Origin of the sequence: Acidithiobacillus sp. 'AMD consortium', assembly GCF_008926505.1 — a bacterium.
GTDB lineage: Bacteria > Pseudomonadota > Gammaproteobacteria > Acidithiobacillales > Acidithiobacillaceae > Acidithiobacillus > Acidithiobacillus ferridurans.
In genome coordinates, this window is record NZ_CP044411.1 from 2535484 (window position 1) to 2557983 (window position 22500).

20 protein-coding genes and 1 pseudogene are annotated in these 22500 nt (G+C 61.8%); 10 read left to right on the plus strand and 11 right to left on the minus strand.

All coding sequences use genetic code 11. The features are described 5' to 3' along the window. The first annotated feature begins 10 nt into the window (after positions 1–10). Genes glgC through murI form a run of 5 tightly spaced genes read left to right on the plus strand, consistent with a single transcriptional unit; the run spans position 11 to position 6794 of the window. Complete coding sequence (gene glgC / locus F6A13_RS13280) at positions 11–1318, plus strand: glucose-1-phosphate adenylyltransferase (protein WP_113525920.1); 1308 nt, start codon at positions 11–13, stop codon at positions 1316–1318. Positions 1319–1323: 5 nt separating this feature from the next. Continuing rightward, positions 1324–3030, plus strand: coding sequence for a glycoside hydrolase family 57 protein (locus F6A13_RS13285; RefSeq protein ID WP_126604395.1), 1707 nt, complete (start codon positions 1324–1326; stop codon positions 3028–3030). Further along, complete coding sequence (locus tag F6A13_RS13290; RefSeq protein WP_126604396.1) at positions 3027–5045, plus strand: alpha-amylase/4-alpha-glucanotransferase domain-containing protein; 2019 nt, start codon at positions 3027–3029, stop codon at positions 5043–5045. Before F6A13_RS13285 ends, F6A13_RS13290 begins: the two co-directional genes overlap by 4 nt. After that, positions 5038–5985: an ROK family protein gene (locus F6A13_RS13295; RefSeq protein ID WP_126604397.1), complete on the plus strand. Its 948-nt coding sequence runs from the start codon at positions 5038–5040 to the stop codon at positions 5983–5985. Before F6A13_RS13290 ends, F6A13_RS13295 begins: the two co-directional genes overlap by 8 nt. Continuing rightward, the gene (gene murI, locus F6A13_RS13300; protein ID WP_113525916.1) at positions 5985–6794 is read left to right on the plus strand and encodes a glutamate racemase; all 810 of its coding nucleotides are present in this window, start codon (positions 5985–5987) and stop codon (positions 6792–6794) included. The genes F6A13_RS13295 and murI overlap by 1 nt, the downstream gene beginning before the upstream one ends. A gap of 12 nt (positions 6795–6806) precedes the next feature. Here murI and F6A13_RS13305 read toward each other — a convergent pair whose 3' ends face one another. Then, on the minus strand, positions 6807–8099 hold the full coding sequence (locus F6A13_RS13305) for a DUF445 domain-containing protein (protein WP_126604398.1): 1293 nt from the start codon (positions 8097–8099) through the stop codon (positions 6807–6809). 168 nt (positions 8100–8267) lie between these two features. Between F6A13_RS13305 and F6A13_RS13310 the strand changes: the two genes are divergently transcribed. After that, positions 8268–8456 (plus strand): YqaE/Pmp3 family membrane protein, encoded by a 189-nt coding sequence (locus tag F6A13_RS13310; RefSeq protein WP_009569363.1) that lies wholly within the window; start codon positions 8268–8270, stop codon positions 8454–8456. Between the two features lie 143 nt (positions 8457–8599). Here the strand turns inward: F6A13_RS13310 and F6A13_RS13315 are convergent, their stop codons facing one another. Further along, positions 8600–9073, minus strand: a complete 474-nt coding sequence (locus F6A13_RS13315) for a single-stranded DNA-binding protein (RefSeq protein ID WP_113525914.1) — start codon at positions 9071–9073, stop codon at positions 8600–8602. A gap of 86 nt (positions 9074–9159) precedes the next feature. Here F6A13_RS13315 and uvrA point away from each other — a divergent pair, with 86 nt between their 5' ends. From uvrA to F6A13_RS13335, 4 genes are all read left to right on the plus strand, one after another. Further along, positions 9160–11964: an excinuclease ABC subunit UvrA gene (uvrA, locus tag F6A13_RS13320; protein ID WP_126604399.1), complete on the plus strand. Its 2805-nt coding sequence runs from the start codon at positions 9160–9162 to the stop codon at positions 11962–11964. Between the two features lie 65 nt (positions 11965–12029). Then, on the plus strand, positions 12030–12584 hold the full coding sequence (locus F6A13_RS13325; RefSeq protein WP_113525912.1) for a hypothetical protein: 555 nt from the start codon (positions 12030–12032) through the stop codon (positions 12582–12584). A gap of 115 nt (positions 12585–12699) precedes the next feature. Beyond that, a complete protein-coding gene (trxA, locus tag F6A13_RS13330) occupies positions 12700–13569 on the plus strand; it encodes a thioredoxin (protein WP_126604400.1) in 870 nt (289 codons plus the stop codon). Positions 13570–13705: 136 nt separating this feature from the next. Then, positions 13706–15226 (plus strand): Do family serine endopeptidase, encoded by a 1521-nt coding sequence (locus F6A13_RS13335; protein WP_126604401.1) that lies wholly within the window; start codon positions 13706–13708, stop codon positions 15224–15226. 19 nt (positions 15227–15245) lie between these two features. On the opposite strand, the gene xerD is transcribed toward F6A13_RS13335, so the two are convergent. The 9 genes and pseudogenes from xerD to F6A13_RS13380 form a co-directional block, all read right to left on the minus strand. Then, on the minus strand, positions 15246–16154 hold the full coding sequence (gene xerD, locus F6A13_RS13340) for a site-specific tyrosine recombinase XerD (protein ID WP_126604402.1): 909 nt from the start codon (positions 16152–16154) through the stop codon (positions 15246–15248). A gap of 51 nt (positions 16155–16205) precedes the next feature. After that, the gene (locus F6A13_RS13345; RefSeq protein ID WP_151528348.1) at positions 16206–17441 is read right to left on the minus strand and encodes a hypothetical protein; all 1236 of its coding nucleotides are present in this window, start codon (positions 17439–17441) and stop codon (positions 16206–16208) included. Positions 17442–17455: 14 nt separating this feature from the next. Then, positions 17456–17800, minus strand: a complete 345-nt coding sequence (gene rplS, locus F6A13_RS13350; protein ID WP_009564594.1) for a 50S ribosomal protein L19 — start codon at positions 17798–17800, stop codon at positions 17456–17458. A 22-nt stretch (positions 17801–17822) separates the two neighbouring features. Next, the gene (trmD, locus tag F6A13_RS13355) at positions 17823–18566 is read right to left on the minus strand and encodes a tRNA (guanosine(37)-N1)-methyltransferase TrmD (protein ID WP_126605669.1); all 744 of its coding nucleotides are present in this window, start codon (positions 18564–18566) and stop codon (positions 17823–17825) included. Further along, the gene (gene rimM / locus F6A13_RS13360; protein WP_197722479.1) at positions 18566–19048 is read right to left on the minus strand and encodes a ribosome maturation factor RimM; all 483 of its coding nucleotides are present in this window, start codon (positions 19046–19048) and stop codon (positions 18566–18568) included. Before rimM ends, trmD begins: the two co-directional genes overlap by 1 nt. 16 nt (positions 19049–19064) lie before the next feature. Continuing rightward, positions 19065–19325, minus strand: a complete 261-nt coding sequence (gene rpsP / locus F6A13_RS13365; RefSeq protein ID WP_126604403.1) for a 30S ribosomal protein S16 — start codon at positions 19323–19325, stop codon at positions 19065–19067. A 70-nt stretch (positions 19326–19395) separates the two neighbouring features. Beyond that, positions 19396–20772 carry a signal recognition particle protein gene (gene ffh / locus F6A13_RS13370; protein ID WP_126604404.1) on the minus strand — a complete coding sequence of 459 codons (1377 nt, stop codon included), beginning with the start codon at positions 20770–20772 and terminating at the stop codon, positions 19396–19398. Positions 20773–20852: 80 nt separating this feature from the next. Further along, a pseudogene (locus F6A13_RS13375) lies at positions 20853–21116 on the minus strand (NADPH-dependent FMN reductase); the annotation flags it as partial. Positions 21117–21130: 14 nt separating this feature from the next. Continuing rightward, the gene (locus tag F6A13_RS13380) at positions 21131–22441 is read right to left on the minus strand and encodes an arsenic transporter (RefSeq protein ID WP_126604405.1); all 1311 of its coding nucleotides are present in this window, start codon (positions 22439–22441) and stop codon (positions 21131–21133) included. Positions 22442–22500: the final 59 nt, after the last annotated feature.

Here is a 22500-nt window from a genome sequence, read left to right on the forward strand (position 1 = left end):
GGAGATGGTCATGTCGGAAGAAGGCAGTCGCGGAGCAACCAACTCACCCCGCTTCGTCAGCAACCTGACCAAAAATACCCTGGCCCTGGTGCTCGCCGGGGGGAGAGGCAGCCGCCTCGGTCCGCTGACCGACTGGCGTGCCAAACCCGCCGTTCCCTTCGGCGGCAAATTCCGCATCATCGACTTCTGCCTCTCCAACTGTCTCAACTCCGGGATTCGTCGCATCGGTATCCTCACCCAGTACAAATCTCACAGTCTCATCCGCCATATCCAGCTTGGCTGGGGTTTTCTCCGCGGCGAGTTCAGCGAGTTCACCGAGATTCTCCCCGCCCAGCAGCGCATGAATACCGGCTGGTACAAGGGCACCGCCGACGCCATCTTCCAGAACATCGATATCCTCCGTGCCCACCGCCCGCGTTTTGTGATCATCCTGGCGGGTGATCATATTTATAAAATGGATTACGGACAGATGCTTGCCGAGCACGTCCAAAGCCAGGCCGACATGAGTGTCGCCTGCATCGAGGTGCCGCTGGAAGAAGCCAGGTCCTTCGGCGTGATGTCCGTCAACAGTGAGGATCGCATCACCGCCTTTACCGAAAAGCCCCAAGATCCGATCCCCACCCCCGGCAATCCCGATCGCGCCCTGGCGAGCATGGGTATCTACGTATTCAACACCGACTTCCTCTATGAACAACTCATTCGCGATTCTGACAGTCCCGATTCCACCCACGACTTCGGCAACGACCTCATCCCTTATATGATATCGCGCTACCGGGTGATCGCGCATCGCTTCCGCAATAGCTGCATTGCCAGTTCCGAGGGGACCAATAGCCGCTGTTACTGGCGGGATGTAGGCACGGTGGATGCCTACTGGGCCGCCAACATCGACCTCGTACACGTCACTCCCGATCTCGACCTCTACGACAGCCGCTGGCCAGTCTGGACCTATCAGGAACAACTGCCGCCAGCCAAATTCGTATTTGACGACGAAGGCCGCCGAGGCATGGCGCTGGATAGTATCGTCTCGGGCGGATGCATCATCAGCGGCGCCACCGTCCGCCGCTCCCTGCTCTTCTCCAACGTGCGGGTCAATGACGGTCATACCCTGATCGAAGACTCGGTCATCCTGCCCAACGTGCGCATGGGCGAAGGCGCCCGCCTGCGCAAGGTGGTCGTGGACAAGGGTACGATCATCCCGAACGGACTGGTGGTCGGCGAAGACCCTGACGAAGACGCCCGCCGTTTCCATCGTACGCCCAACGGGGTGACCCTGATCACCCCGGAGCTGCTGGGCCAGCAACTGCATTTCGTGAGGTAATCCCCATGCCCCCGGCGCGTGCGCTTCATGTCATTTTCTGCTGGCACATGCACCAGCCCGATTACCGCGATGCCGATGGCTTCTACGCCCTGCCGTGGACCTACCTGCATGCCTGCAAGGACTACGCGGATATGGTGGCACATTATGAGGAGAACCCCCTCGCCCGGGGAGTGTTCAACTTCGTGCCGATATTGATCGAGCAGTTGGAGGACTATACCGCGCAGTTCCGGAGTGGGCAGTTTCGCGATCCGCTACTGATTGCGCTAGCCACGGGAGACCTCAAGACACTGCCCAACGAACGGCGGCATTTCCTTCTGGAGCAATGTTTTCGCCTCGACCACGAGCACATGCTCACCCCCTTCCCGCCCTATCGTCGCCTATATGAGATTTACCAGCTCATGCTGGAGGACGTTAAGGAGATGGCGGATTATCTCTCGGTACAATACATCGCGGACCTTCTGGTCTGGTACCACCTGGCCTGGACCGGGGAAACCGTGCGCCGCGGCAGTCCCTTTCTCCAGTCACTGTTCGCCAAAGGCCATGCTTTCAGCCAGGAAGACCGCCGGCAACTGGTGGCGTTTCTCGGCGAACTCATCGCCGGCCTGATTCCCCGCTATCGCGCCTTGGCGGAAGCGGGGCGTATCGAAATTTCCACCACCCCCTACTACCACCCCATCGGCCCCCTGCTGCTCGACTTTGCGGCAGCGCACGAGGCGGTGGCGGACGCGCCGTTGCCGGACTGTCCGGTCTACCCCGGCGGCGCCGAGCGTGCCCGCTGGCACATCGACCGGGCGCAGCATAGCCATCCCCGGCATTTCGGGGTACCGGCGCAGGGTATGTGGCCAGCAGAAGGAGGGGTCTCCGCCGCCTTTGTCGAAATGATGGGCAGCGCCGGCGTGCGCTGGACGGCCTCCGGTGAAGGCATATTGGCCCACAGCCTGCTGCTCGGCAACGACGACAACGGTCCCCGCGGCCGGGCGGAATACCTGTACCGCCCCTACCGACTGCAGGGGCAGGGTCCTGTGATCTTCTTCCGTGACGATGCCCTCTCCGACATCATTGGCTTCGATTACAAAACCTGGTTCGGCCACGATGCGGTCACGGACTTCATCCACAAACTGGAGGCGATCTGGCGGCAGACGGAACATGAGGAAAACCCCGTTGTCAGCATCATTCTGGATGGCGAGAACGCCTGGGAATACTATCCCTACAATGGCTATTACTTTCTCTCCGAGCTTTATAAATCCCTGGCCAATCACCCCCACATCCAGATGTGCACCTTCAGCGACTTCGTCAGCCACCATGCCGACGGTATCCAGAGCATACCCCATCTGGCGGCGGGGAGCTGGGTCTACGGCAGCTTCAGCACCTGGATCGGCGAGGCTGCCAAAAACCGTGCATGGGATCTGCTCTGCGCCGCCAAACAGGATGTGGATCAGCATATCGGGCAATTTCCTGCGGAGCAGCAGGCTCTCATCCTCGAACAGCTCGGGCGCTGTGAGGGCTCCGACTGGTTCTGGTGGCTGGGTGATTACAATCCCTCGGACTCGGTCCGCGATTTCGATCATCTATACCGCCTCAACCTCCGCAAGCTCTACACCCTGATGCAAATCCCCGCCCCCGACAACCTCAGCGAGCCCATCAGCCACGGCGGCGGCGCGGCGGAGGCCGGTGGTACCATGCGCCGTACCCACACCAAGGACCCCGAATGATCCACAGCACCCCGCTCCTCTTGGGCGTCCATGCCCACCAGCCGGTCGGCAACTTCCCCCATGTCATCGACGATGCCGTGGTCCGCTGCTATCACCCGTTTTTAGAGACGATGCACCGCTTTCCCGACTTTCCCTTCGCCATCCACATCAGCGGCTGGCTGCTCTCCTATCTGCTGGACCGGCACCCCCGAACCATCGTCCTGCTACAGGAGATGGTCAGCCGTCAGCAGGCGGAACTGGTGGGGGCCGGCGATACGGAACCGGTGCTCGCCGCCATCCCCCACCTGGACCGCGTCGCGCAACTGGAGGCCATGGCCGGGCGTCTGGAGAAGCACTTCGGACAGCGGCCGGTCGGGGCATGGCTCACGGAACGGGTCTGGGACCCCAGCGTCGTGCCGGCACTCCACGAAGCCGGAGTAAAATATGTCATGGTGGACGACTACCACTTCCTCTGCGCCGGCGCAGCAAGAGAGCAACTCGGTGGTTTCCACCGCACCGAGGAGAACGGCCAATGTATCGATGTCTTTCCGATTTCCGAAGATCTGCGTTATCGCCTGCCCTTTTCCGAAGCGGCCACCACCGTTGCCCACATAGAGGGCATCTCTGAACAGCATCCGGACAGCGCCGGCATTTACTTCGACGATATCGAAAAGTTTGGTCTCTGGCCGGAAACCTATAGCTGGGTCTATGAGAAGGGCTGGCTGGAACAGTTTCTGCGCGGCGTCCTCGATTCATCCCATATCCAGCCCATGCACTACCGGGATTATCTCGCAGTAAACCGGCCTCGGGGTGTGATCTACCTGCCGACGGTGTCCTACAGCGAGATGAACGAATGGACGCTGGCTCCCAAGGCGGCCCGCTGCTATGCCGCCTTCCTGGAGCAGGAAAAAACGGCGGGCCGACTCGACAACCGCAAGGCATTCATCCGCGGAGGCATCTGGAAGAACTTTCTGACCCGTTATCCGGAGTCCAACTGGATGCATAAACGCATGCTGCAGCTATCTCGGCGCTTCCATGCCCTGCCTGGGCGCCAGCAGAGCAAAGCCCTGCGCGCAGACCTACACGAAGCCCAGGCCAATGATGCCTACTGGCATGGCCTGTTTGGCGGTATCTACCTCCCGCATCTGCGCCGCGCGGTGTTTAACGCCATCGTGCGCCTGGAGGCTGGGCTCGATCAGCTCCAGCCCCGTCCGGAACTGGAGCGCATGGATCTGGATATGGATGGCAGCGATGAACTGCTCTATCACAATCACGCCCTGCAGATCATCATCCGCCCCGAATCCGGCGCCGCCGTCACCGAGTGGGATTGCTACGGGTTGCAGCATAATCTGGGAGACACCCTTGCCCGCCGCGATGAAGCCTACTACGACAAGATCCGCAACGGCGCCGTCAGCCCGAAACACACTGGTGAAGGCATCACTTCCGCCCATGACCGTGTCGCCTTCAAGGCAGAAATCGGCCCGGACGATCTGACTCCGGATGCCTCTCCCTGCCACAGCTTTCAGGATTGGCTCGATGACGATGCCGTCAGCTACGGTGAGCACTCCCTGCAACAATCGCCCCATTTTTCCGGAGGGGTCGCCGATGCCTGGGCGGTCAGCAAACGTTACACCCTGACAGACAACCGCCTCACCGTAAATTATCGCGTCGAGTCGGCCCGCAAGGGCGCGGAATCTCATCGTTTCAGCACCCGGCTCTTTCTGGCGATGCCCAGTTGTGACGGCCCGGCGGGACAGTTCTTTGCCAACGGCCGTTCTCAGGGCGGCTTTGGCAGCCCCATCGAGGGCGAAGCGACGAGTGAAATCGTGCTGGAGGATGCAGTCATGGGCGGCAAAATCGTTCTGCGGTTCCATCCGCCCGTGCGCTGGCAAGGTGCGCCCCACCTGACGGTATCGCAGTCGGAGGCAGGATTCGAAAAAATCATGCAGGCCTTGCGCCTGGATCTGGAATGGCCTGTGCAGATGGGCAAGGCCCATGTCATAGAGGTACAGACGGAGGTTGTTCCCCATGGCTGAGGGCCTGACCATCGGCATCGATGTGGGCGGCACCAACCTGCGTTTCGGCGTCTTTCGCGGTAACGAACTGGTGGACTCCACCCGCAGTGAAGTGGATTTGCGCGAGAAGTGCCGCCAGGCGCCGGACCCGGAGGGCGCAGCAGCGCTGGTCACCACCCTCCTGACCGAAGGCATCGCCGACCTGCGTCGACATCATCCCGATATTGCGCGAGTCGGTATTGCTTTCCCGGGATTTATCAACGATGACGGCGTATTGCTGCAATCCCCCAACATTCCGCAACTGCTTCACTTCGATCTGCAAACCGCCATCGGCGCGTCCTGCCAACTCCCCGTCCTCGTCGAAAACGACGCCAACGCTGCGGGCTATGGTGAATTCTGGGAGGAGCGGCAGGAGCACCCGGAACTGCAAAATCTGCTCTACGTCGGCCTCGGCACGGGAGTCGGCGGCGGCTGGATTCATCAGAGCCGACCTTGGCGGGGGGACCACGGCAGCGCCATGGAAATCGGTCATATCATCGTGGTGCCCGGCGGGCGGCGCTGCGGTTGTGGCAATCAGGGCTGTCTGGAACAGTACGCCTCGGCGCGCGGGGTGCAATCCAGCTATGTGGAAATGACCGGCACAGCCCCGGACGCCATGGTCATTGCCCAGATGGCGGGCGATGGCCACAGTGAAGCCGCCAGCGCCTTTCGGATGGCTGGTGGCTATCTGGGACAGGTGCTAGCCCATATCCTCAAGGTAACCGATGTCGCGGTGGTGCGGATCGGCGGCGGCATGAGCGCCGCATGGGACCGCTTCGCCCCGGACATGCTGCAACGACTCGACGCGGATATGATTCCCGCGTTGCGCGGTAACGTCGAAGTGAAACGTGGCAATGACGACGACCTCGCCGGCATGCGCGGGGCCGCGCTGCTCGCCGATCAAGAGCTTCTCCACAACTGATGCGCATCGGCATATTCGACTCGGGTATCGGCGGTCTCAGCACGCTGCTCAGTTGCCTGCGCTACCTGCCTGACGCGCATTATCTTTTCTATGGCGACAGCGCCCACGCGCCCTACGGCGACAAAAGCCCTGCGCAGGTGCGGGAGTGGACGGAGGCAGCCTATGCCTGGTTCATCGCCGCTGGCGTGGACGCGGTGGTGCTCGCCTGCAATACCGCCACCAGCGCCGCCGTCGCACCGTTACGCGAGCGCGCCGACGTCCCCATCATCGGCATCGAACCCGCCATCAAGAAGGCGCTCGAAGATCACCCGCAGGGCGAAATATTACTCCTGGCCACCGCCGTTACCGTCAGCGGCGTCAAACTGCAAGAACTGTTGGGTCGTCTCGAAGGCGGCCCGGAGCGGGTCCGCCCCCTCGCCTGTTCCGGCCTCGCCGAAATTGTCGAAACACAGGATGCACAGTGGCGCGAACGCGCCAGCCGCTATCTGCAAGCGCAGGTCCGGCCAGCGCAACAACAGGATACACGGGCCGTTGTCCTGGGCTGTACCCATTACTGCTGGATCGACGACCTGATACGCGATGTTCTCGGCGGCGACATTGCGGTTGTCGATGGCAATGATGGGGTGGCCCGTCAACTGTGTCACCGCCTGGACATCCCCACCGAGACGGGTGTAATGCCCCCACTACCAGGCCATGCGCGGATATCCCTGCACTTCACCAGCGACAACGACGTAAAAAGCCACCTGGCTCGCCAACTTTTGGCCGCCAGCGGGGTGCGCATGGATTCGCAGCCCGATTCGCCCCTCTGACCCATAGGGAGGCTATATCAGCAACGGCACCACCAGAGCCAGGGCATGAATGGCAATACCGATCATTCCGCCCACCAGCGTCCCGTTGACGCGAATATACTGCAGATCCGTACCCACCCCTTCCTCCAGGAGGCGGACCATATCCTTATCCGGCCAGGCATGTATCGTCGCTTCGATATGCTGGGCCAGACCATCGCGCAGGGCAGGCGCCAAACGACGGGCGCTGTCCTCCAGGTAGCCATTGAGCGCATCCCGCAATGCCGGTTGCTCGCCCAGGAAAAGGCCCAGTTGCTGGGACAGACGCTGCACCTGCCTCTGTAACCGGGAATCCGGGCGCTGCAGGTCCGTTTCCAGCCAGGAGCGCAGATCGCCGAGTAGGCCATCCACATAGGCCTGCGCCGCCGGATGAGTGATCAGACCATGCTGCCAGCGCTGCACCCGCGCCTGGAAGGCGGCATCTGTCTGCAAGCGCAGAATGGCATCCTGCATCCATCGGTCAAAAGCCAGGCGGCGCGGATGCTCCGGGTCATCCGCGATTTCCTGCAACAACTGATGCGCCGCCTTCACCAAATTGCGGGCCAGATTCTCACTTAGCGTGGCCGGGTCCATGACGGCCCCCATCCACGCGAACAGGGTCGGATAGGCGCGCTCGAGCATCGCCCCGATCTGATCCGCCAGCAGGCTTTGGGTATCTTCACCATCCAGCCAGCGACGCAGGCGCTGAATGCCGTCGTCGAGCAGAGTCTGGTGGCGGTGGTCTTCGGTCAGCAGCGCCAGAATACTCCCCACCCAGCGCGCACCGTCCATGCCCTGCAGTTGCCGCCCCAACGCAGCACGCAGGGCGGTGCGCAATTCGCGGTCGTCACTGAGGGCCAACCCTTGTTGGAACAAGACCGTCATCTGCCGGGCCAGCAGCGCGCTGTTTCCGGCATCACTCAGCCACTGCGCCAGCCAGGTGGCCGGATCGGCGCGTCGCAACAGGCGCACAATGGCCTCGGCCTCCAGAAAGTGATCGCGGATGAACTCCGCCAGTCGGCGTGCCAGACGCGCCTTGTTCCGCGGCAGGATCGCCGTGTGCGGAATGGGCAATCCCAGGGGATGCCGAAAGAGTGCGACCACCGCAAACCAGTCCGCCAAGGCGCCCACCATGGCCGCCTCCGCAAAGGCCCCCACCCAGGCCCAGGGTCCGGCAAAGTCATGTGCTGCCGCCACCAGAAACAGCGCCAGCGCCCCCAGCAACAAACCCAGCGCCCAGCGGCGCAGCAAACGTAGTCTTCGAGTCCGATCTGGTTTAGCGGCGGTCACGACAGCTCCTGTAGGTAAGGGCGGGCACGGGCGCATCCCCGGGATGTCTGGCCTGGAGTTTAGCAGAAGGCAGCGCATGCCCGGTAAAAGCGCGGCAAGGGCTTGAAGCGCGGACAGCGCCGGTCGTAGTATGGGCAGGCGACAAGAGAAGTCCTACGAGGGGAGCACATGCGTCTGTTTTTAGCTATTTTTCTGCCATTTCTGGTATTTTTCACCATTGGCCGCCCGATTGCGGGGATTATTTGCCTGATTTTGCAGATCACGCTGATCGGCTGGGTGCCCGCGGCCATCTGGGCGGTGTATGCGCTGAGTCAGTACAAGACGGACAAGAAAATTGAAAGGGCGTTGGGGAGGTAAGATCCTGAGAAGACTCATAAGCCGCACACGTAGTCGTCAGGAATTCATTCGGCATCTTTCTCTGACAAGAGGACCACTCAGACGGCGAAGCCCGCAACTCGGCGGGCTTGGCGTCCATCGCAACACCCTACTCCAGGTAAACTCTAGAACGGAATATCATCATCAAAATCCTCCGCTGGCGCGGGCGGCATCTCATTCTTCCTCGCGCCCCCGGCACTGCTGCTGCCGCCACTCGGCCGGGACGGATCTTCCTCATCGAAGCTGGCCGCACCGCCGCCACCGCCCCCACGCGCGCCCACCAGTTGCAGACGGTCTCCCACGATCTCCGTGGTGTAACGCTCCTGCCCTTCCTTGTCGGTCCACTTGCGCGTCTGCAAGCGGCCTTCCACATAGGCCATGCTGCCCTTGCGCAGATATTCGCCGGCGATTTCCGCGGTGCGTCCGAAGAGCACGACGCGATGCCATTCGGTGCGCTCCTGCTTGTTGCCTTCCTTGTCCTTGAAGGTCTCGGAAGTCGCGATGCTGAAGTTCGCAATGGCGCCGCCACTGGGCTGATAACGCATCTCCGGGTCCCGTCCCAGATGCCCCAACAATATGACCTTGTTCACTCCCGCCATCGTCTGATCTCCTTATGGTCAAGGGGACGGGTGTCCCCGAAAGCTTTATACTAACCCATTGTCCTAAAAAAGAGCATGTCGGCTGCATGGAACACATCCACATCCGGGGCGCCCGCACCCACAACCTCAAGAACATTTCCCTTACCTTACCGCGCGACCGCCTCATCGTCATCACCGGGCTGTCCGGATCGGGCAAGTCGTCGCTGGCCTTCGACACCCTCTACGCCGAGGGTCAGCGCCGCTATGTGGAAAGCCTCTCGGCCTATGCCCGCCAGTTTCTCTCCCTCATGGGCAAGCCCGATGTGGATGCGATTGAGGGGCTCTCCCCGGCCATCGCCATAGAGCAGAAATCCACCTCCCATAACCCTCGCTCCACCGTCGGCACCGTCACCGAGATTCACGACTATCTGCGCCTGCTCTACGCCCGTGCGGGTACCCCCTGGTGCTGCGGCGCGCCCATTCAGAGTCAGACCATCAGCCAGATGGTCGATCAGCTTCTGGCCCTGCCCGAAGGCGAAAAGCTCATGATCCTGGCGCCGGTGCTGCGTGATCGCAAAGGCAGCCACGAGGACATCATCGGCAGCCTGCGTGCCCGTGGTCTGATCCGCGCCCGGGTGGATGGTCAACTCCTCGAACTGGACGAAATCCCCGCGCTGGACAAGAAGCGCAAGCATCGCATCGAGGCCGTCATCGACCGGCTGGTGCTGCGCGACGATAGCGGGCCGCGCCTGGCCGAATCGCTGGAAACCGCCCTCAGCCTCGCTGAAGATCAGGCCATCGTCGTTCTCATGGGGCCACAGCATGTGGAAGAGCGACTATTTTCCGCCCACCATGCCTGCCCCAGTTGCGGACGCTCCTTTCCGCCTTTGGAGCCGCGCCTGTTCTCTTTCAACAATCCCGCCGGGGCCTGTCCGCGCTGCGACGGTCTGGGCGAAATCACCTTTTTCGATCCCGACCTCATCGTCCCCAATCCGGAACTGAGCCTGCGTGATGGGGCTATCGCCGCCTGGACCAAGCGCCATCAGGAGCACTACGCGCCCCTGCTCACGGCGCTGGCCGAGCACTTTCATTTTTCCCTGGACACCGCCTGGCAGGACCTGCCTTTCGACATCCGCGACCATATCCTTCACGGCAGTGCCGAACGCATCACCGTCCAGCAAGGGGCACGCAGCCACAGGCTGAGCTTCGAGGGCGTCATCGGCGGGCTGGAACGCCGCCTGCGGGAAACCCAGTCCAACCTCATCCGCGAAGAAATCATGCGCTATATGGGCCGTCTGCGTTGCCCCGCCTGTAATGGCAGCCGCCTGCGCGAAGAGGCGCGCATGGTCAGGGTTGGCCCGCTGGCCATTCAGGAAGCCTCTGCCCTCTCCATCCGTGACGCCCTACAACACTTCACCCATCTGCAACTGGAAGGGCAGGAAGCCCTCATCGCCGAGCGCATCCTCAAGGAAATCGGCAGCCGTCTGACGTTTCTGGTGGATGTCGGCCTCGACTACCTCAGCCTCGACCGCTCCGCCGAAACGCTCTCCGGTGGTGAAGCGCAGCGCATCCGTCTCGCCTCGCAGATCGGAGCCGGGCTGGTGGGCGTGATGTACGTCCTCGACGAACCCTCCATTGGCCTGCACCAGCGCGACAATGACCGGCTCCTCGGCACCCTCAAGCATCTGCGCGATCTCGGCAATACCGTCATCGTCGTCGAACACGATGAAGACGCTATCCGCGCCGCCGATTATGTGGTGGACATGGGTCCCGGCGCCGGCACCCACGGCGGCGAAGTCATCGCCCAAGGTACACCGGAAGAAATCTGCACCAATCCCAACTCCCTCACCGGCCGCTATCTGACCGGCGATCTGTGCATCGCCGTCCCCGGACGGCGTCGCACCAATATCAGCCAGCGCTGGCTGGAAGTGCAGGGCGCCACCGGCAACAATCTCCAGTCGGTGGACGTGCGCATTCCCATCGGCCTCTTCACCTGTATCACCGGGGTCAGCGGTTCCGGTAAATCGACCCTCATCAACGACACCCTCTACCCCGCCTGCGCCCGCGTGCTCATGGGCAGCAGCCAGAGTCCTGCGCCCCACAGGCAGATACGCGGCCTGGAAGAACTGGACAAGGTCATCGCCATCGACCAGAGCCCCATCGGCCGCACCCCGCGCAGCAACCCGGCCACCTACACAGGCCTCTTCACCCCGATCCGCGAATTGTTCGCCGCGACCAGCGAAGCCCGTACCCGCGGCTACAATCCCGGCCGTTTCAGCTTCAACGTCAAGGGCGGGCGCTGTGAAGCCTGCGAGGGCGACGGCGTCATTCGGGTGGAAATGCACTTTCTGCCGGATATTTATGTACCCTGCGACGTCTGCGGCGGCAAGCGCTACAAGCGCGAGACCCTGGATGTGCATTACAAGGGCAAAAGCATCCACGACGTCCTGGAGATGACCGTGGAGGAGGCGCGGGCCTTTTTTGACCCCGTCCCCGCCATCGCCCGCAAATTGCAGACCCTGCTGGATGTGGGACTTGGTTACCTGCGTCTGGGCCAGTCGGCCACCACCCTCTCCGGCGGCGAAGCGCAGCGCGTCAAGCTCTCCCGGGAACTCTCCCGTCGCGACACCGGACGGACCCTCTACATCCTTGACGAACCCACCACCGGCCTGCACTTTCATGACATCGCCCTGCTCCTGGAGGTACTGCAGAAGCTGGCCGATGCGGGCAACACCATCGTCGTTATCGAACACAATCTGGACGTCATCAAGACGGCAGACTGGGTCATCGATCTCGGCCCCGAAGGCGGCTCGGGCGGCGGCCAGATCATCGCCACCGGCACACCGGACGAAGTGGCGCACAATCCCCTGTCCCACACCGGGCATTATCTGGCGCGACATCTCGATCGTTGAGCTTTTTTGCACACCCGCAGCCAATATCGCAAAATAACCGGCAACCATTGACTGGAGTTCACCGCATGCCCGTCCTCCCCGAACGCCGAGAGCAGATCCGCAGCGCCCACGCGGCGCTCATCCTGCAAGTCGTCGCCGCCTGCCAGAATGTCCATCTCCGGGCGCCGCTGGAAGAAAGCCTGCGCGTAGCGGCCGCCAACGGCTGGGGAGATCTGGTCACCGTCATCCGCCACATACTGGCCGGGCAGCGGGAGCCAGGCCTGCTCCAAGGGCTGGACGAAGAAGACGGCACCATCATCGAATCCATTCTCATGGGCTTGCAAAATCCCGAAACCTTGCCCAAGGCAAGTGATCAGGCCGACCCCACACTTGCCGCCCCTGGCCTCGCCAGCGTCATCCTCGCCACCCGCCGCGGTGAGCCGGAAGCCTTGGCGTGGCTGGGCCGTATGGCCACCCAAATGCAGCGGGCCGGTGGTGACATGGCACGCATGGGCGCGGCCCTTGGCCCCCTTTCCCGGGGCCAGTACGATCGCCGCAAACTGGAACGCGGCATGGGCCCCCTCGGGCGTAGCCTGCTCCAGGCCGTGCTGGACGCCTTGGCTAAAGCGGAACAGCAATAACCGCCCTGGAAGCCGGCCGCGCCTTGAAAATGCCCGGTTTCGACCATACCTGAAACGGTAAAGGAAGGCGGTACGGTCCTATCCTCTTCTTCACCTCTTCTTCTCAGGAGTTTGCATGGCCGTCAGTGAACACGTTCTCGAAGTGAATCTCGATAATTTTCAGGAAGCCGTCGTAGGGCTGTCCCGGAAGGTGCTGGTACTGGTCGACTTCTGGGCGCCCTGGTGCGCGCCCTGCCGCGCTCTGGGTCCGGTCCTCGAAAAACTGGCGGAGGAGATGGGCGGCGCCTTCGTGCTCGCCAAGGTCAACTCTGACGAGAACGCCGACCTGTCGCGCCAGTATCAGGTGCGTGGCATCCCCGCCGTCAAGGCCTTCAAGGATGGCAAAGTCGTCGACGAATTCACCGGGGCGCTGCCCGAATCCGCCGTGCGTCGCTTCATCGAAAAAAACCTGCCGTTGCCAGGTGACAACCTGCGTGTGCAGGCGCTCGACGCCATCGCCAAGGGCAAGGCGGCGGAGGCCGAAGCATTGCTGGAACAGGCCATCAGCATCCACCCTGGGAACGATCCTGCGCGCCTGGCGCTGGCGCACCTGGCCATCCAGCAGGGCCGCCATGCCGACGCCCAGGCCCAGATCGACGCCATGTCCCCTACCTTCCAGATGGAAACCGAAGTCGAAGGACTGAAAGCCCTGCTGGAATTCACCGAGGTCGCCCGCAGTGCGCCGTCCATGACCGCACTGGAGGCCACCATCGCCAGCGAAAAGGGCGATCTCCGTGCGCAGGCCATGTATCAGCGGTCCTTGCTCCTTCTCTTGCAAGGGCAGGAAGAAGCAGCCCTGGACCAGCTCATCGAGATGGTGGAACGCCACAAAAACTACCAGGACGGTCTGGCCCGCAAAACCGTACTGAAGATATTCGCTTTGCAGGGTAACCGAGGGCCTCTGGTGGAACGCTACCGGTCCCGTCTGTCCCGCGCTTTGCACTGAGGGCGTTGCTAGCCATATCGTCTCTCATTGAGGTTTTATATGTTATGTTGTGATGGCTGGCCGGAACCACGGCCTTTTCCCGGAGTCCAAGCTGGAACGTACCAAGCTGCAAGACAAAATCCCGAAGGAGAGTCCTATGGCGAATGATCGCCCGAGTGTAATGTTGAAGCGCCCCAAACTGGTAATCACTGCCGTCGTGGCGGCATGTTTTGGTTTTTCACTGGGTGCAGCGGAGTGGGCGCAAGCCGACGCCCCCGCAGCCCCGGCCCTTGCCATCTCGACCGACACCGTTCCCCAGAAGGCGCTGGTCGCCTTGCCGGATTTCACCCCGATTATCGACCGTTATGGTCCCGCGGTGGTCAACATCAGCAGCACCACCAACAAGGTCATTCACCAGCAAGCCAATCCCTTTCCGCCAAACTCGCCTTTTTACCAATTTTTCCATCACTTCATGGCGCCCGGACAGGGTGGTGGTTCCGGACCACAGCAGCATGAAAAAATCCAATCTCTCGGTTCCGGCTTCATCATCAGTCCCGACGGCTATATCGTCACCGCCGGTCACGTCGTTCGCGGCGCTAACCATATCGTCGTTACCCTCACCACCCACCATGCCTATCCGGCCAAACTGATCGGCCTGTCGGTGCGTTACGATACGGCACTGCTCAAAATCGACGCCAAGAACCTGCCCACTGTGCCCATCGGCAATTCCGACGATCTGAAGGTCGGCCAGTGGCTGCTCGCCGTCGGCGCGCCGTTCGGTTTCTATAATACGGTGACCCAGGGTGTAGTCAGCGCCATGAACCGCCCGCTACCCGATGATGAATACATCCCCTTCATCCAGAGCGATGTACCCATCAATCCCGGCAACTCGGGCGGGCCACTCTTCAATATGAATGGCCAGGTGGTCGGCATCAACGACCAGATCTATACCAACAGCGGTGGCTATATGGGTCTGTCGTTCTCCATCCCCATCAATACCGTGATGCGGGTGGTGCAGGACTTCAAAAATCACAAGGCAATCCAGTTTGGCTATCTGGGGGTCGAGGTACAGGATGTCACGCCGCAAATGGCGCAGGCGCTGCACCTCCAGGAACCCGTCGGCGCCCTCATCGCATCCGTGGAACCCGGCAGCCCGGCGGCCAAGGCAGGCATCAGGCCCGGTGACGTCATCGTCACCTATGATAACAAGCCGGTGTACAATGTCGGACAGTTGCCACCTATGGTAGGCAACACCCTGCCGGGCACCCACGCCAAGGTCGGCATCCTCCACCGCGGAGAAGCGGAAACCAAAGATGTCCTGATTGCCGCCCTGCCCAAAAACATGGAAGGGCCTTCCGGCAACCAGGAGCCCTCCACGGCCGCCAAAGTAGGCAAGATCTCCCGTATGGGCATCCATGTCCAGTCGCTGACTCCCAATATGGAGAAGCAGTTGGACGTACATCATGGCGTCGTGGTGGTCGGTGTTAGTGAAGGCGCGGCAGCGGAGGCAGGGATCATGCCGGGTATGATCATCCAGCAGATCGATCAGCAGGACGTCAACAGTCCCGCCGAGTTGGAGCATATCGTTGCCGGTCTGCCGGCCGGTCAGCCCATCCCGCTGCTGGTGCGGCAAGGCAAGGCCAGCATCTACGTGGTGGTGACGCTACCCAAGAAGTAGAGACGCGACAATACAGGCATCACCCGCGCGGGTGATGCTTCGCGTGCAGCGCCTTGAGCCGCGCCTGCGCCACATGGGTATATATCTCCGTGGTGGACAGGGCGGCATGTCCCAGCATCAACTGCACACTGCGCAGGTCCGCGCCGTGGTTCAGCAGGTGGGTGGCAAAGGCGTGGCGCAGGCTGTGCGGCGATACGGTCTGGGTGATTCCGGCAGACCGGGCGTAACGTTCAATGTTTTGCCAGAAACGCTGTCGCGTCATGGCAGTCCCCCGCCCGGTCACAAAAAGGAAGGCACTGATGCGCTGACCCAGTATCTGCGGACGACCCATCTGCAGATACTGGGTCACGCGGCTGGACGCCACTTCTCCCATGGGCACCAGGCGTTCCTTGCGACCCTTGCCAAAGACCACCACCATATCGGCGCCGAGGTCCACCTGGCGCGTCTCCAGATTCACCAGTTCCGATACCCGCAAACCGCAGGCGTACATCAGTTCCAGCATGGCTGCGTCACGCAGGCCCAGTGGGTGGGTACAATCAGGGGCCGCCAGCAAGGACTCTGTTTCCGTTTCGCTGAGAACATGGGGTAGTACGCGGCCGATACGAGGACTCTGCAGGTTGCGACTGGGGTCACGGGATACCCAGCCCTCCCGCTCCGCGTAGCCATAAAAACGACGCACACTGGAGAGCAGGCGGACTACGGAGCGCAGGGCGGCCCCGGCCTGTAACCTCTGTCCCAGTATGCGCGCCAAGGCGCCGTCGTCAGCGGTAGTCAGGGTCAGACCCAGCTCCGCGAGCGCGGCGGCCACCTGCAGCAAATCCTGACGATAAGCCGTCAGGGTATTTTCACCGAGGTTTTTTTCCAGCCACAGGGCGTCAAGAAAGGTGTCGATCCGCTGCCGTTCGGCAGACAGACCGGCGCTAGGCATCGAATCCCCCCGCCGGATTATCGTGACACCAAGCGTCCGGGCGCCGCCGGGTCAACCCGGAAACAAGCGTATGATCACCAAAGGATGAATCCATGCCAACGCCGCTCCTCCCGTCAGGGAACCAGCACGCCGCGCCGTGCGCCACAAGGACCAGAAGCCGGGCAAGCCCGTCTGTGCCACACCGCGCTCTGCCATCTGTAACCACCACTGGGGACCGGAGCCCGACGCCGCAGCGTATAGAGCCCCCTGCCAGCTAAAAGGTTCCGGCACCGGCTCGATGGCGGCCCGTTCACGATAAGCGGCCAGCATACTGAAGTGCGGCCAGTCTTCCTGACGCTGCCATCCGGCAAAACCAAAAGTGGTGGCTGCGGCACTGAACAGCACTTTCCGCGCCTGCCGCAAGCTGCGGTGGGGTAATGCCAGCAAACTGCCGAGCCAGACGTAAAGACGCAGCAGCGGCAGGGGTTCCTGGCCGCCGCCGCCCTCGATGATCATCAGGGTAACCGTCAGGAAGAGCTGACGGATGGCATCTAAAGGCTGATCGCCGAGCGCGCGGATACGCCCCATGAAGGCAGGCAGATCGCGCTCCCGCAGGGCATGGAGCAGGGGCTTGTCTACCGCCGGATCACGACTGGCCCGCCCTTCGGGGACGACCACCGCCACTCCGGAAGGCAGTTGCCAGTGACTCTGCAACAGCGCCAGAGCCCCCAGCGAAAAAGGCCGGGCTGGCAAATCAGCCGCAGCACCCTGCCACTGCCCGTAGAGGATTGTACGCAGGCCCTGGGCGTGGTTATCATCGGCAAGACGCTGGGCCAGACGATGGAGGACAACCCGCCGGGCATTATCGTCCTCCGCCATACTGAACAGTAGCGGCGCCAGTGTCTCCAGATCACGGTCCTCGATCGCCTTGGCAAAGGTATCCGCCTCCATGTCCAGGGGCATGGGGTTGGCGGCCTTGGACATCAGCGCCGCCGGCAGCATGGCTGCCGGCTTCACCAGCGACGTCTCCTGCACCTGTAGGGCAGCCGCCAACAGTGCCGGGGGCAAAGACTCCGCCTCGGCGAGAAGAGCCTGGGTATCCGCCACAACCTGTAGTGCCTGCGCGTCTGCGGCGGCGGCCCACCAATGCGGCAACAAACTCTGCTGCCAAGCAGCGCGCAAGGCCAACCGTCGGGCGGAGTCGGCCCAGAGCATTTCCCACTCCGGGACAGAAGCGGAGCGCCAGTGTTCGAGGATCTTCCGCGAACCCGGCGTCAGCACTCCTGCCCCCAAGCCGAACCCGGCCATGGCCGAGTGCCGCGTCAGCCCAGCTTTTCTTTAATGCGCGCAGCCTTGCCCGAAAGATCACGCAGGTAATAAAGCTTGGCGCGACGCACATCGCCACGGCGCTTTACTTCAACCTTGGTCACCAGCGGGGAATAGGACGGAAAAACGCGCTCCACCCCTTCACCGTTGGAGATCTTGCGGACCGTAAAGGCAGAGTGCAGGCCGCGGTTACGGCGGGCAATGCAGATACCTTCAAAAATCTGGACACGCTCGCGGTCACCTTCCTTCACTTTCACGTGAACGGCCACCGTATCCCCCGCACCGAAAGCCGGCAGTACCGACTGCATTTGTTCCTGATTGATTTCGTCAATGATGTTCATGCCCAACTCCTTAAGCCTGGTATTACTGCACTTCGCCGCGCTGACGGCGATACTCTTCCAACAATATTTGCTCATCTGCCCGCAGCCCTCGCTGCTCCAGCAAATCCGGGCGCCGCTCAGCGGTGCGTCCCAACGACTGCTGCAGACGCCAGCGCCGGATGCGTCCATGGTCCCCGGAAAGCAGCACCTCCGGGACACCTTCCCCGGCCACCACCTCGGGCCGGGTATAATGCGGGCAATCCAGCAGGCCAGACGCCGCGAAACTGTCTTCTGCTGCGGAATCCGCATGACCCAGCAGACCCGGCAACTGCCGCGCCACGGCCTCCATCAGTACCAGCGCCGGCAATTCTCCGCCCGCCAGCACGTAGTCGCCGATGGACCATTCCGCATCCACTGCCGCCAGCACCCGCTCATCAATACCTTCATAACGACCTGCCAGCAAAATCAGGCCCGGCGCCGCTGCAAAATCCTGCACCGCCCGCTGCTGCAAGCGCCGCCCCTGGGGCGACAAGTAAATCACCGGTGCCCCGGGATTGGCCTGCCGCGCCGCCGCAATGGCCGCCAGCAAGGGCGGAGCCATCATCAGCATACCCGGCCCACCACCGAAGGGGCGGTCATCCACCCGCCGGTAAGCGCTGTCACTGAAATCCCGAGGGTTCCAGGTATGCACCTCGATCAGCCCGCGGGTCAGCGCGCGTCCGACAATGCCTTCCTGCAAGTAGCCGTGGATCAGCCCAGGGAAGATGGTGAGGACGTCAAAACGCATCACCAGTCGGCTTGCCAGTCCACGACAATCTGCCCGGCGGGCAAATCCACACCCGCAGAGGCTTCCGCCGACCATGGGATGAGCAGTTCACCACCCTTGCCATCGTCGACCACCATCACATCATTCGCGCCGGTCTCCAGGAAAGCGGACACGGTGCCGAGAACGATGCCTTCCCGGTTCAGCACCCGAAGCCCGGTCAGCGTGCTCCAGTAAAACTCACCGGCAGCCAACTCGGGCAAATTAGCCCTGATCACGGCGATCTCCTGCCCGATAAGGGCACGCGCCTGCTCACGGTCCTCTACCTGCGCCAGTTTGGCCACCACACCCTCGCCCTGCATACGTCCATCTTCCAGCACCCAGGGGCGCCGGTCAGGCCCGAGGTACCAGGGCGAGTAGTCGAGGATACTGTCACGCGACTCAGTGAAAGAAAAAACTTTCACCATACCGCGCACACCGTAGATGCCGGAGACACGTCCCAGCACCACCCACTCCTCGGCTTCAGACGCTGGCAACACCCGTCTTGCTCACGCCTTCTTTCTTCAGAAAGCCGGCGACGGTATCGGACGGCTGGGCGCCCTGGCTCAACCAGTAAGCGGCGCGTTCCTTATCGATCCGCAACTCCGCTACCGCGCCAACGGGATTGTAAAAACCCAGACGCTCAATGAAACGGCCATCCCGACGGCTACGGCTATCGGCCACCACAATGTGATAAAAAGGCCGCTTCTTGGCGCCGCCCCGGGCCATACGAATGACTACCATGTGTTCTCCTTAACCATGATCCTCTCCCACTGTGCGGAAGAAAGGCGCGTATCGTAACTAAAAACAAGCTCTAACGGAAGGGTAAACTGCCCTTCAACATGGATTTGGGATTCATCCCCAGCAAACGGCTGAGCCCCCGGCCCCCTTTACCCATTTTTTTGAACATCTTTTGCATCATTTCGAACTGTTTTAGGAGTTTGTTCACTTCGGTCACGGTCGTCCCGGAACCCGCGGCAATCCGCCGCCGCCGCGAGGCCTTGATGATGTCCGGATGACGCCTTTCGCCGGGCGTCATGGAGTTGATGATCGCTTCCAGGCGGCGCATGGGCTTGCCATCCTGCATCGCGCTCTGCGCCTCGGCGGGCAACTCGCCCATACCCGGCAGCTTATCCATGATGCTGGCCATACCGCCCATGCGCTCGAGCTGACGCAACTGCTCACGGAAGTCTTCCAGATCGAAGCCCTTGCCGCTGCGCAACTTCTCGGTCATTTTCCGGGCCTGATCCTCGTCCACATCCTGCTGGACCTGTTCCACCAAACTGACGATGTCACCCATCCCCAGAATGCGCGAGGCCATGCGCTCGGGATAAAACGGTTCCAGACCCTTGCGGATTTTCTCACCGATACCGATAAACTTGATGGGCTTGCCGGTAATGGCTCGCACCGACAGGGCCGCGCCACCGCGGGCGTCACCGTCCGCCTTGGTGAGAATCACGCCGGTCAGCGGCAGAGCGTCGTTAAAGGCCTTGGCGGTATTCACCGCGTCCTGACCGGTCATGGCATCCACCACAAAGAGCAGTTCCACCGGCTTGACCGCCGCCGTCAGTGCCTGCGCCTCGGCCATCATCTCGCCGTCCACGTGCAGACGCCCCGCCGTATCGACGATGAGCACGTCATAGACGCCGCGCTGCGCCGCCTCCACCGCATCCTGGGCGATACGCACCGGCTGCTGGCCGGGGCTGGAGGGAAATACATCCACCTCGATGTCCTTACCCAGATGCGCCAACTGTTCCATGGCGGCAGGACGATAGACGTCGGTACTGACCATCAGCACGCGCTTCTTTTCCTTGTCCTTGAGCCACAGGCCGAGCTTGGCGCTCGTGGTAGTCTTACCCGAACCCTGCAAACCCGCGAGGAGAATCACAGCCGGAGGGCGGGCGCTGAGGTCGAGGCTGTCGTTATGCGCGCCCATCAGCTTCACCAATTCGTCATGGACGATCTTGACGAAGACCTGCCCCGGCGTAAGGCTTTTGACCACGGCTTCGCCCATGGCCGATTCGCGCACGTTGTTGATAAAGTCCTTGACCACCGGCAGGGCAACATCCGCCTCCAGCAGCGCCAGGCGCACGTCGCGCAGGGCGTCACGGATGTTGTCCTCGCTCAGCCGTCCCTGGCCGCGCAGATTCTTGAAAGTCTGGGTCAGTTTCTGGGTCAGATTGTCAAACATGGGTCCCCCTCGTGTAGCGGTGGATTTTGGACTGTATGGAGCAGTCGCGCAATGCGTCCGCTGGCACTTGCGTAGCCCTGCAATTCTACCACTTTGGGATGTGTCACCGGGGCATCATCGGGCAGGGGTAGTCCCGACGGGTGAAAGACGTGGGTTTCCGCGCCAAAGTATCGCAGCAGACGTTCCGCCTCCAGCGTCAACAGGCGACTGTAGGAACATTCCCGGTTGGAGCCATACAGCAGCAAGATGCGCGGCGGGTGATCCGTTTCGGCGGCACTCCGCAAACACCGGACATCCGGCACCTGCAGCAGCACATCGTCGGTATTGGGCAAATTTCCAGACATGATGACCATCCTCCTCAAGCCAGCGGCAACCACCAGGCCAGGGCCAGCAGGGTGACCAACAATACCGGCGGGGTAATGAGCAGACCCGTTCTCATGTACTGTCCCCAAGTCACGGTCATACCTTTGCGACTCAGCACATGCAGCCAGAGCAGGGTCGCCAGGCTGCCGATCGGGGTAAACTTGGGGCCGAGATCACAGCCGATAACATTGGCGTAGACCATGATCTCTCGGAGCATGGGGTCTGTTGCTACCGACGACAGTTGATGGATAGCCAGCGCTCCCACCAATACCGCTGGCATATTGTTCATGATGGAAGACAGCAGGGCCGCGAGAAACCCCGTGCCCAGCGCCGCGGCCACGGTCCCGTGACCGGCAAACCAGTGCAGGGCCATGGCCACATAACTGGTGAGTCCGGCATTGCGTAATCCATAAACCACCAGATACATACCCAAACTGAAAACCACAATCGCCCAAGGGGCTTCCTGCAGCACTTTGCGCACGGGAATCCGCGCGCCGCGCCCGCCCTGTGGCCAGCGCCCGGCCAGCGCCAACAGGATCAACGCACCGGTTCCGGTCACCACGGAGACCGGAATCTGCCATTGCGCAGTGACAAAATAGGCCACCAACAACAGAATCAACACCGGAAAACTGGCCCGAAAAACCACGTGATCCTTGATGACTGAAGCCGGCTCGGGCAGGTCACTGGTCAGATATCGGCGTGGCACCACCCGCCGGAAATAGAGCCAGAGCACTCCCAGCGTCGCGGCCAAGGCCACCAGATCCACCGGCACCATCACCATTGCATAACGATCAAAAGAGATATCGAAGTAGTTCGCACTGACGATGTTCACCAGATTGGAAATCATCAGCGGCAGGCTGGTGGTGTCGGCCACGAAACCCGTCGCAATGACAAAGGCAAAAGTGGCCGCCGGGGTAAAATCCAGGCGCAGCAATATGGCCATGACGATCGGGGTGAGCAACAACGCCGCGCCGTCGTTGGCGAACACCGCAGCAATCATGGCCCCCAGCACGACGATCAAAGGAAAGAGCAGGCGCCCGCGACCACCACCCCAGCGAACCACATGCAGGGCCGCCCAGTGAAAAAATCCTGCCTCATCGAGAATCAGCGAGATAATGATCAAGGCCACAAAGGTAAAGGTGGCATCCCAGACAATGTGCCAGACGATGGGAATGTCGCCCCAGGTGATGACGCCGGTGGCCAGCGCCGCGACAGCGCCACCCATGGCGCTCCAGCCGATGCTGAGGCCCTTGGGTTGCCAGATGACGAGAATCAGGGTGACGAGAAATATGGCGACGGCCAGCATGCTTGGAGGAACTCCGGAAGTAAAACACAGCGCCAAGTCTTGACGAGCGCCACGGTCTT

Coding starts and splice junctions, on each gene's coding strand:
- uvrA (WP_126604399.1), top strand. CDS start 9,160: ATGGAACACATCCACATCCGGGGCGCCCGCACCCACAACCTCAAGAAC.
- F6A13_RS13290 (WP_126604396.1), top strand. CDS start 3,027: ATGATCCACAGCACCCCGCTCCTCTTGGGCGTCCATGCCCACCAGCCG.
- F6A13_RS13285 (WP_126604395.1), top strand. CDS start 1,324: ATGCCCCCGGCGCGTGCGCTTCATGTCATTTTCTGCTGGCACATGCAC.
- glgC (WP_113525920.1), top strand. CDS start 11: ATGTCGGAAGAAGGCAGTCGCGGAGCAACCAACTCACCCCGCTTCGTC.
- murI (WP_113525916.1), top strand. CDS start 5,985: ATGCGCATCGGCATATTCGACTCGGGTATCGGCGGTCTCAGCACGCTG.
- trmD (WP_126605669.1), bottom strand. CDS start 18,566: ATGCGTTTTGACGTCCTCACCATCTTCCCTGGGCTGATCCACGGCTAC.
- rpsP (WP_126604403.1), bottom strand. CDS start 19,325: ATGGTAGTCATTCGTATGGCCCGGGGCGGCGCCAAGAAGCGGCCTTTT.
- F6A13_RS13380 (WP_126604405.1), bottom strand. CDS start 22,441: ATGCTGGCCGTCGCCATATTTCTCGTCACCCTGATTCTCGTCATCTGG.
- F6A13_RS13295 (WP_126604397.1), top strand. CDS start 5,038: ATGGCTGAGGGCCTGACCATCGGCATCGATGTGGGCGGCACCAACCTG.
- ffh (WP_126604404.1), bottom strand. CDS start 20,772: ATGTTTGACAATCTGACCCAGAAACTGACCCAGACTTTCAAGAATCTG.
- F6A13_RS13345 (WP_151528348.1), bottom strand. CDS start 17,441: ATGGCCGGGTTCGGCTTGGGGGCAGGAGTGCTGACGCCGGGTTCGCGG.
- F6A13_RS13315 (WP_113525914.1), bottom strand. CDS start 9,073: ATGGCGGGAGTGAACAAGGTCATATTGTTGGGGCATCTGGGACGGGAC.
- xerD (WP_126604402.1), bottom strand. CDS start 16,154: ATGCCTAGCGCCGGTCTGTCTGCCGAACGGCAGCGGATCGACACCTTT.
- rplS (WP_009564594.1), bottom strand. CDS start 17,800: ATGAACATCATTGACGAAATCAATCAGGAACAAATGCAGTCGGTACTG.
- F6A13_RS13310 (WP_009569363.1), top strand. CDS start 8,268: ATGCGTCTGTTTTTAGCTATTTTTCTGCCATTTCTGGTATTTTTCACC.
- F6A13_RS13335 (WP_126604401.1), top strand. CDS start 13,706: ATGGCGAATGATCGCCCGAGTGTAATGTTGAAGCGCCCCAAACTGGTA.
- F6A13_RS13325 (WP_113525912.1), top strand. CDS start 12,030: ATGCCCGTCCTCCCCGAACGCCGAGAGCAGATCCGCAGCGCCCACGCG.
- trxA (WP_126604400.1), top strand. CDS start 12,700: ATGGCCGTCAGTGAACACGTTCTCGAAGTGAATCTCGATAATTTTCAG.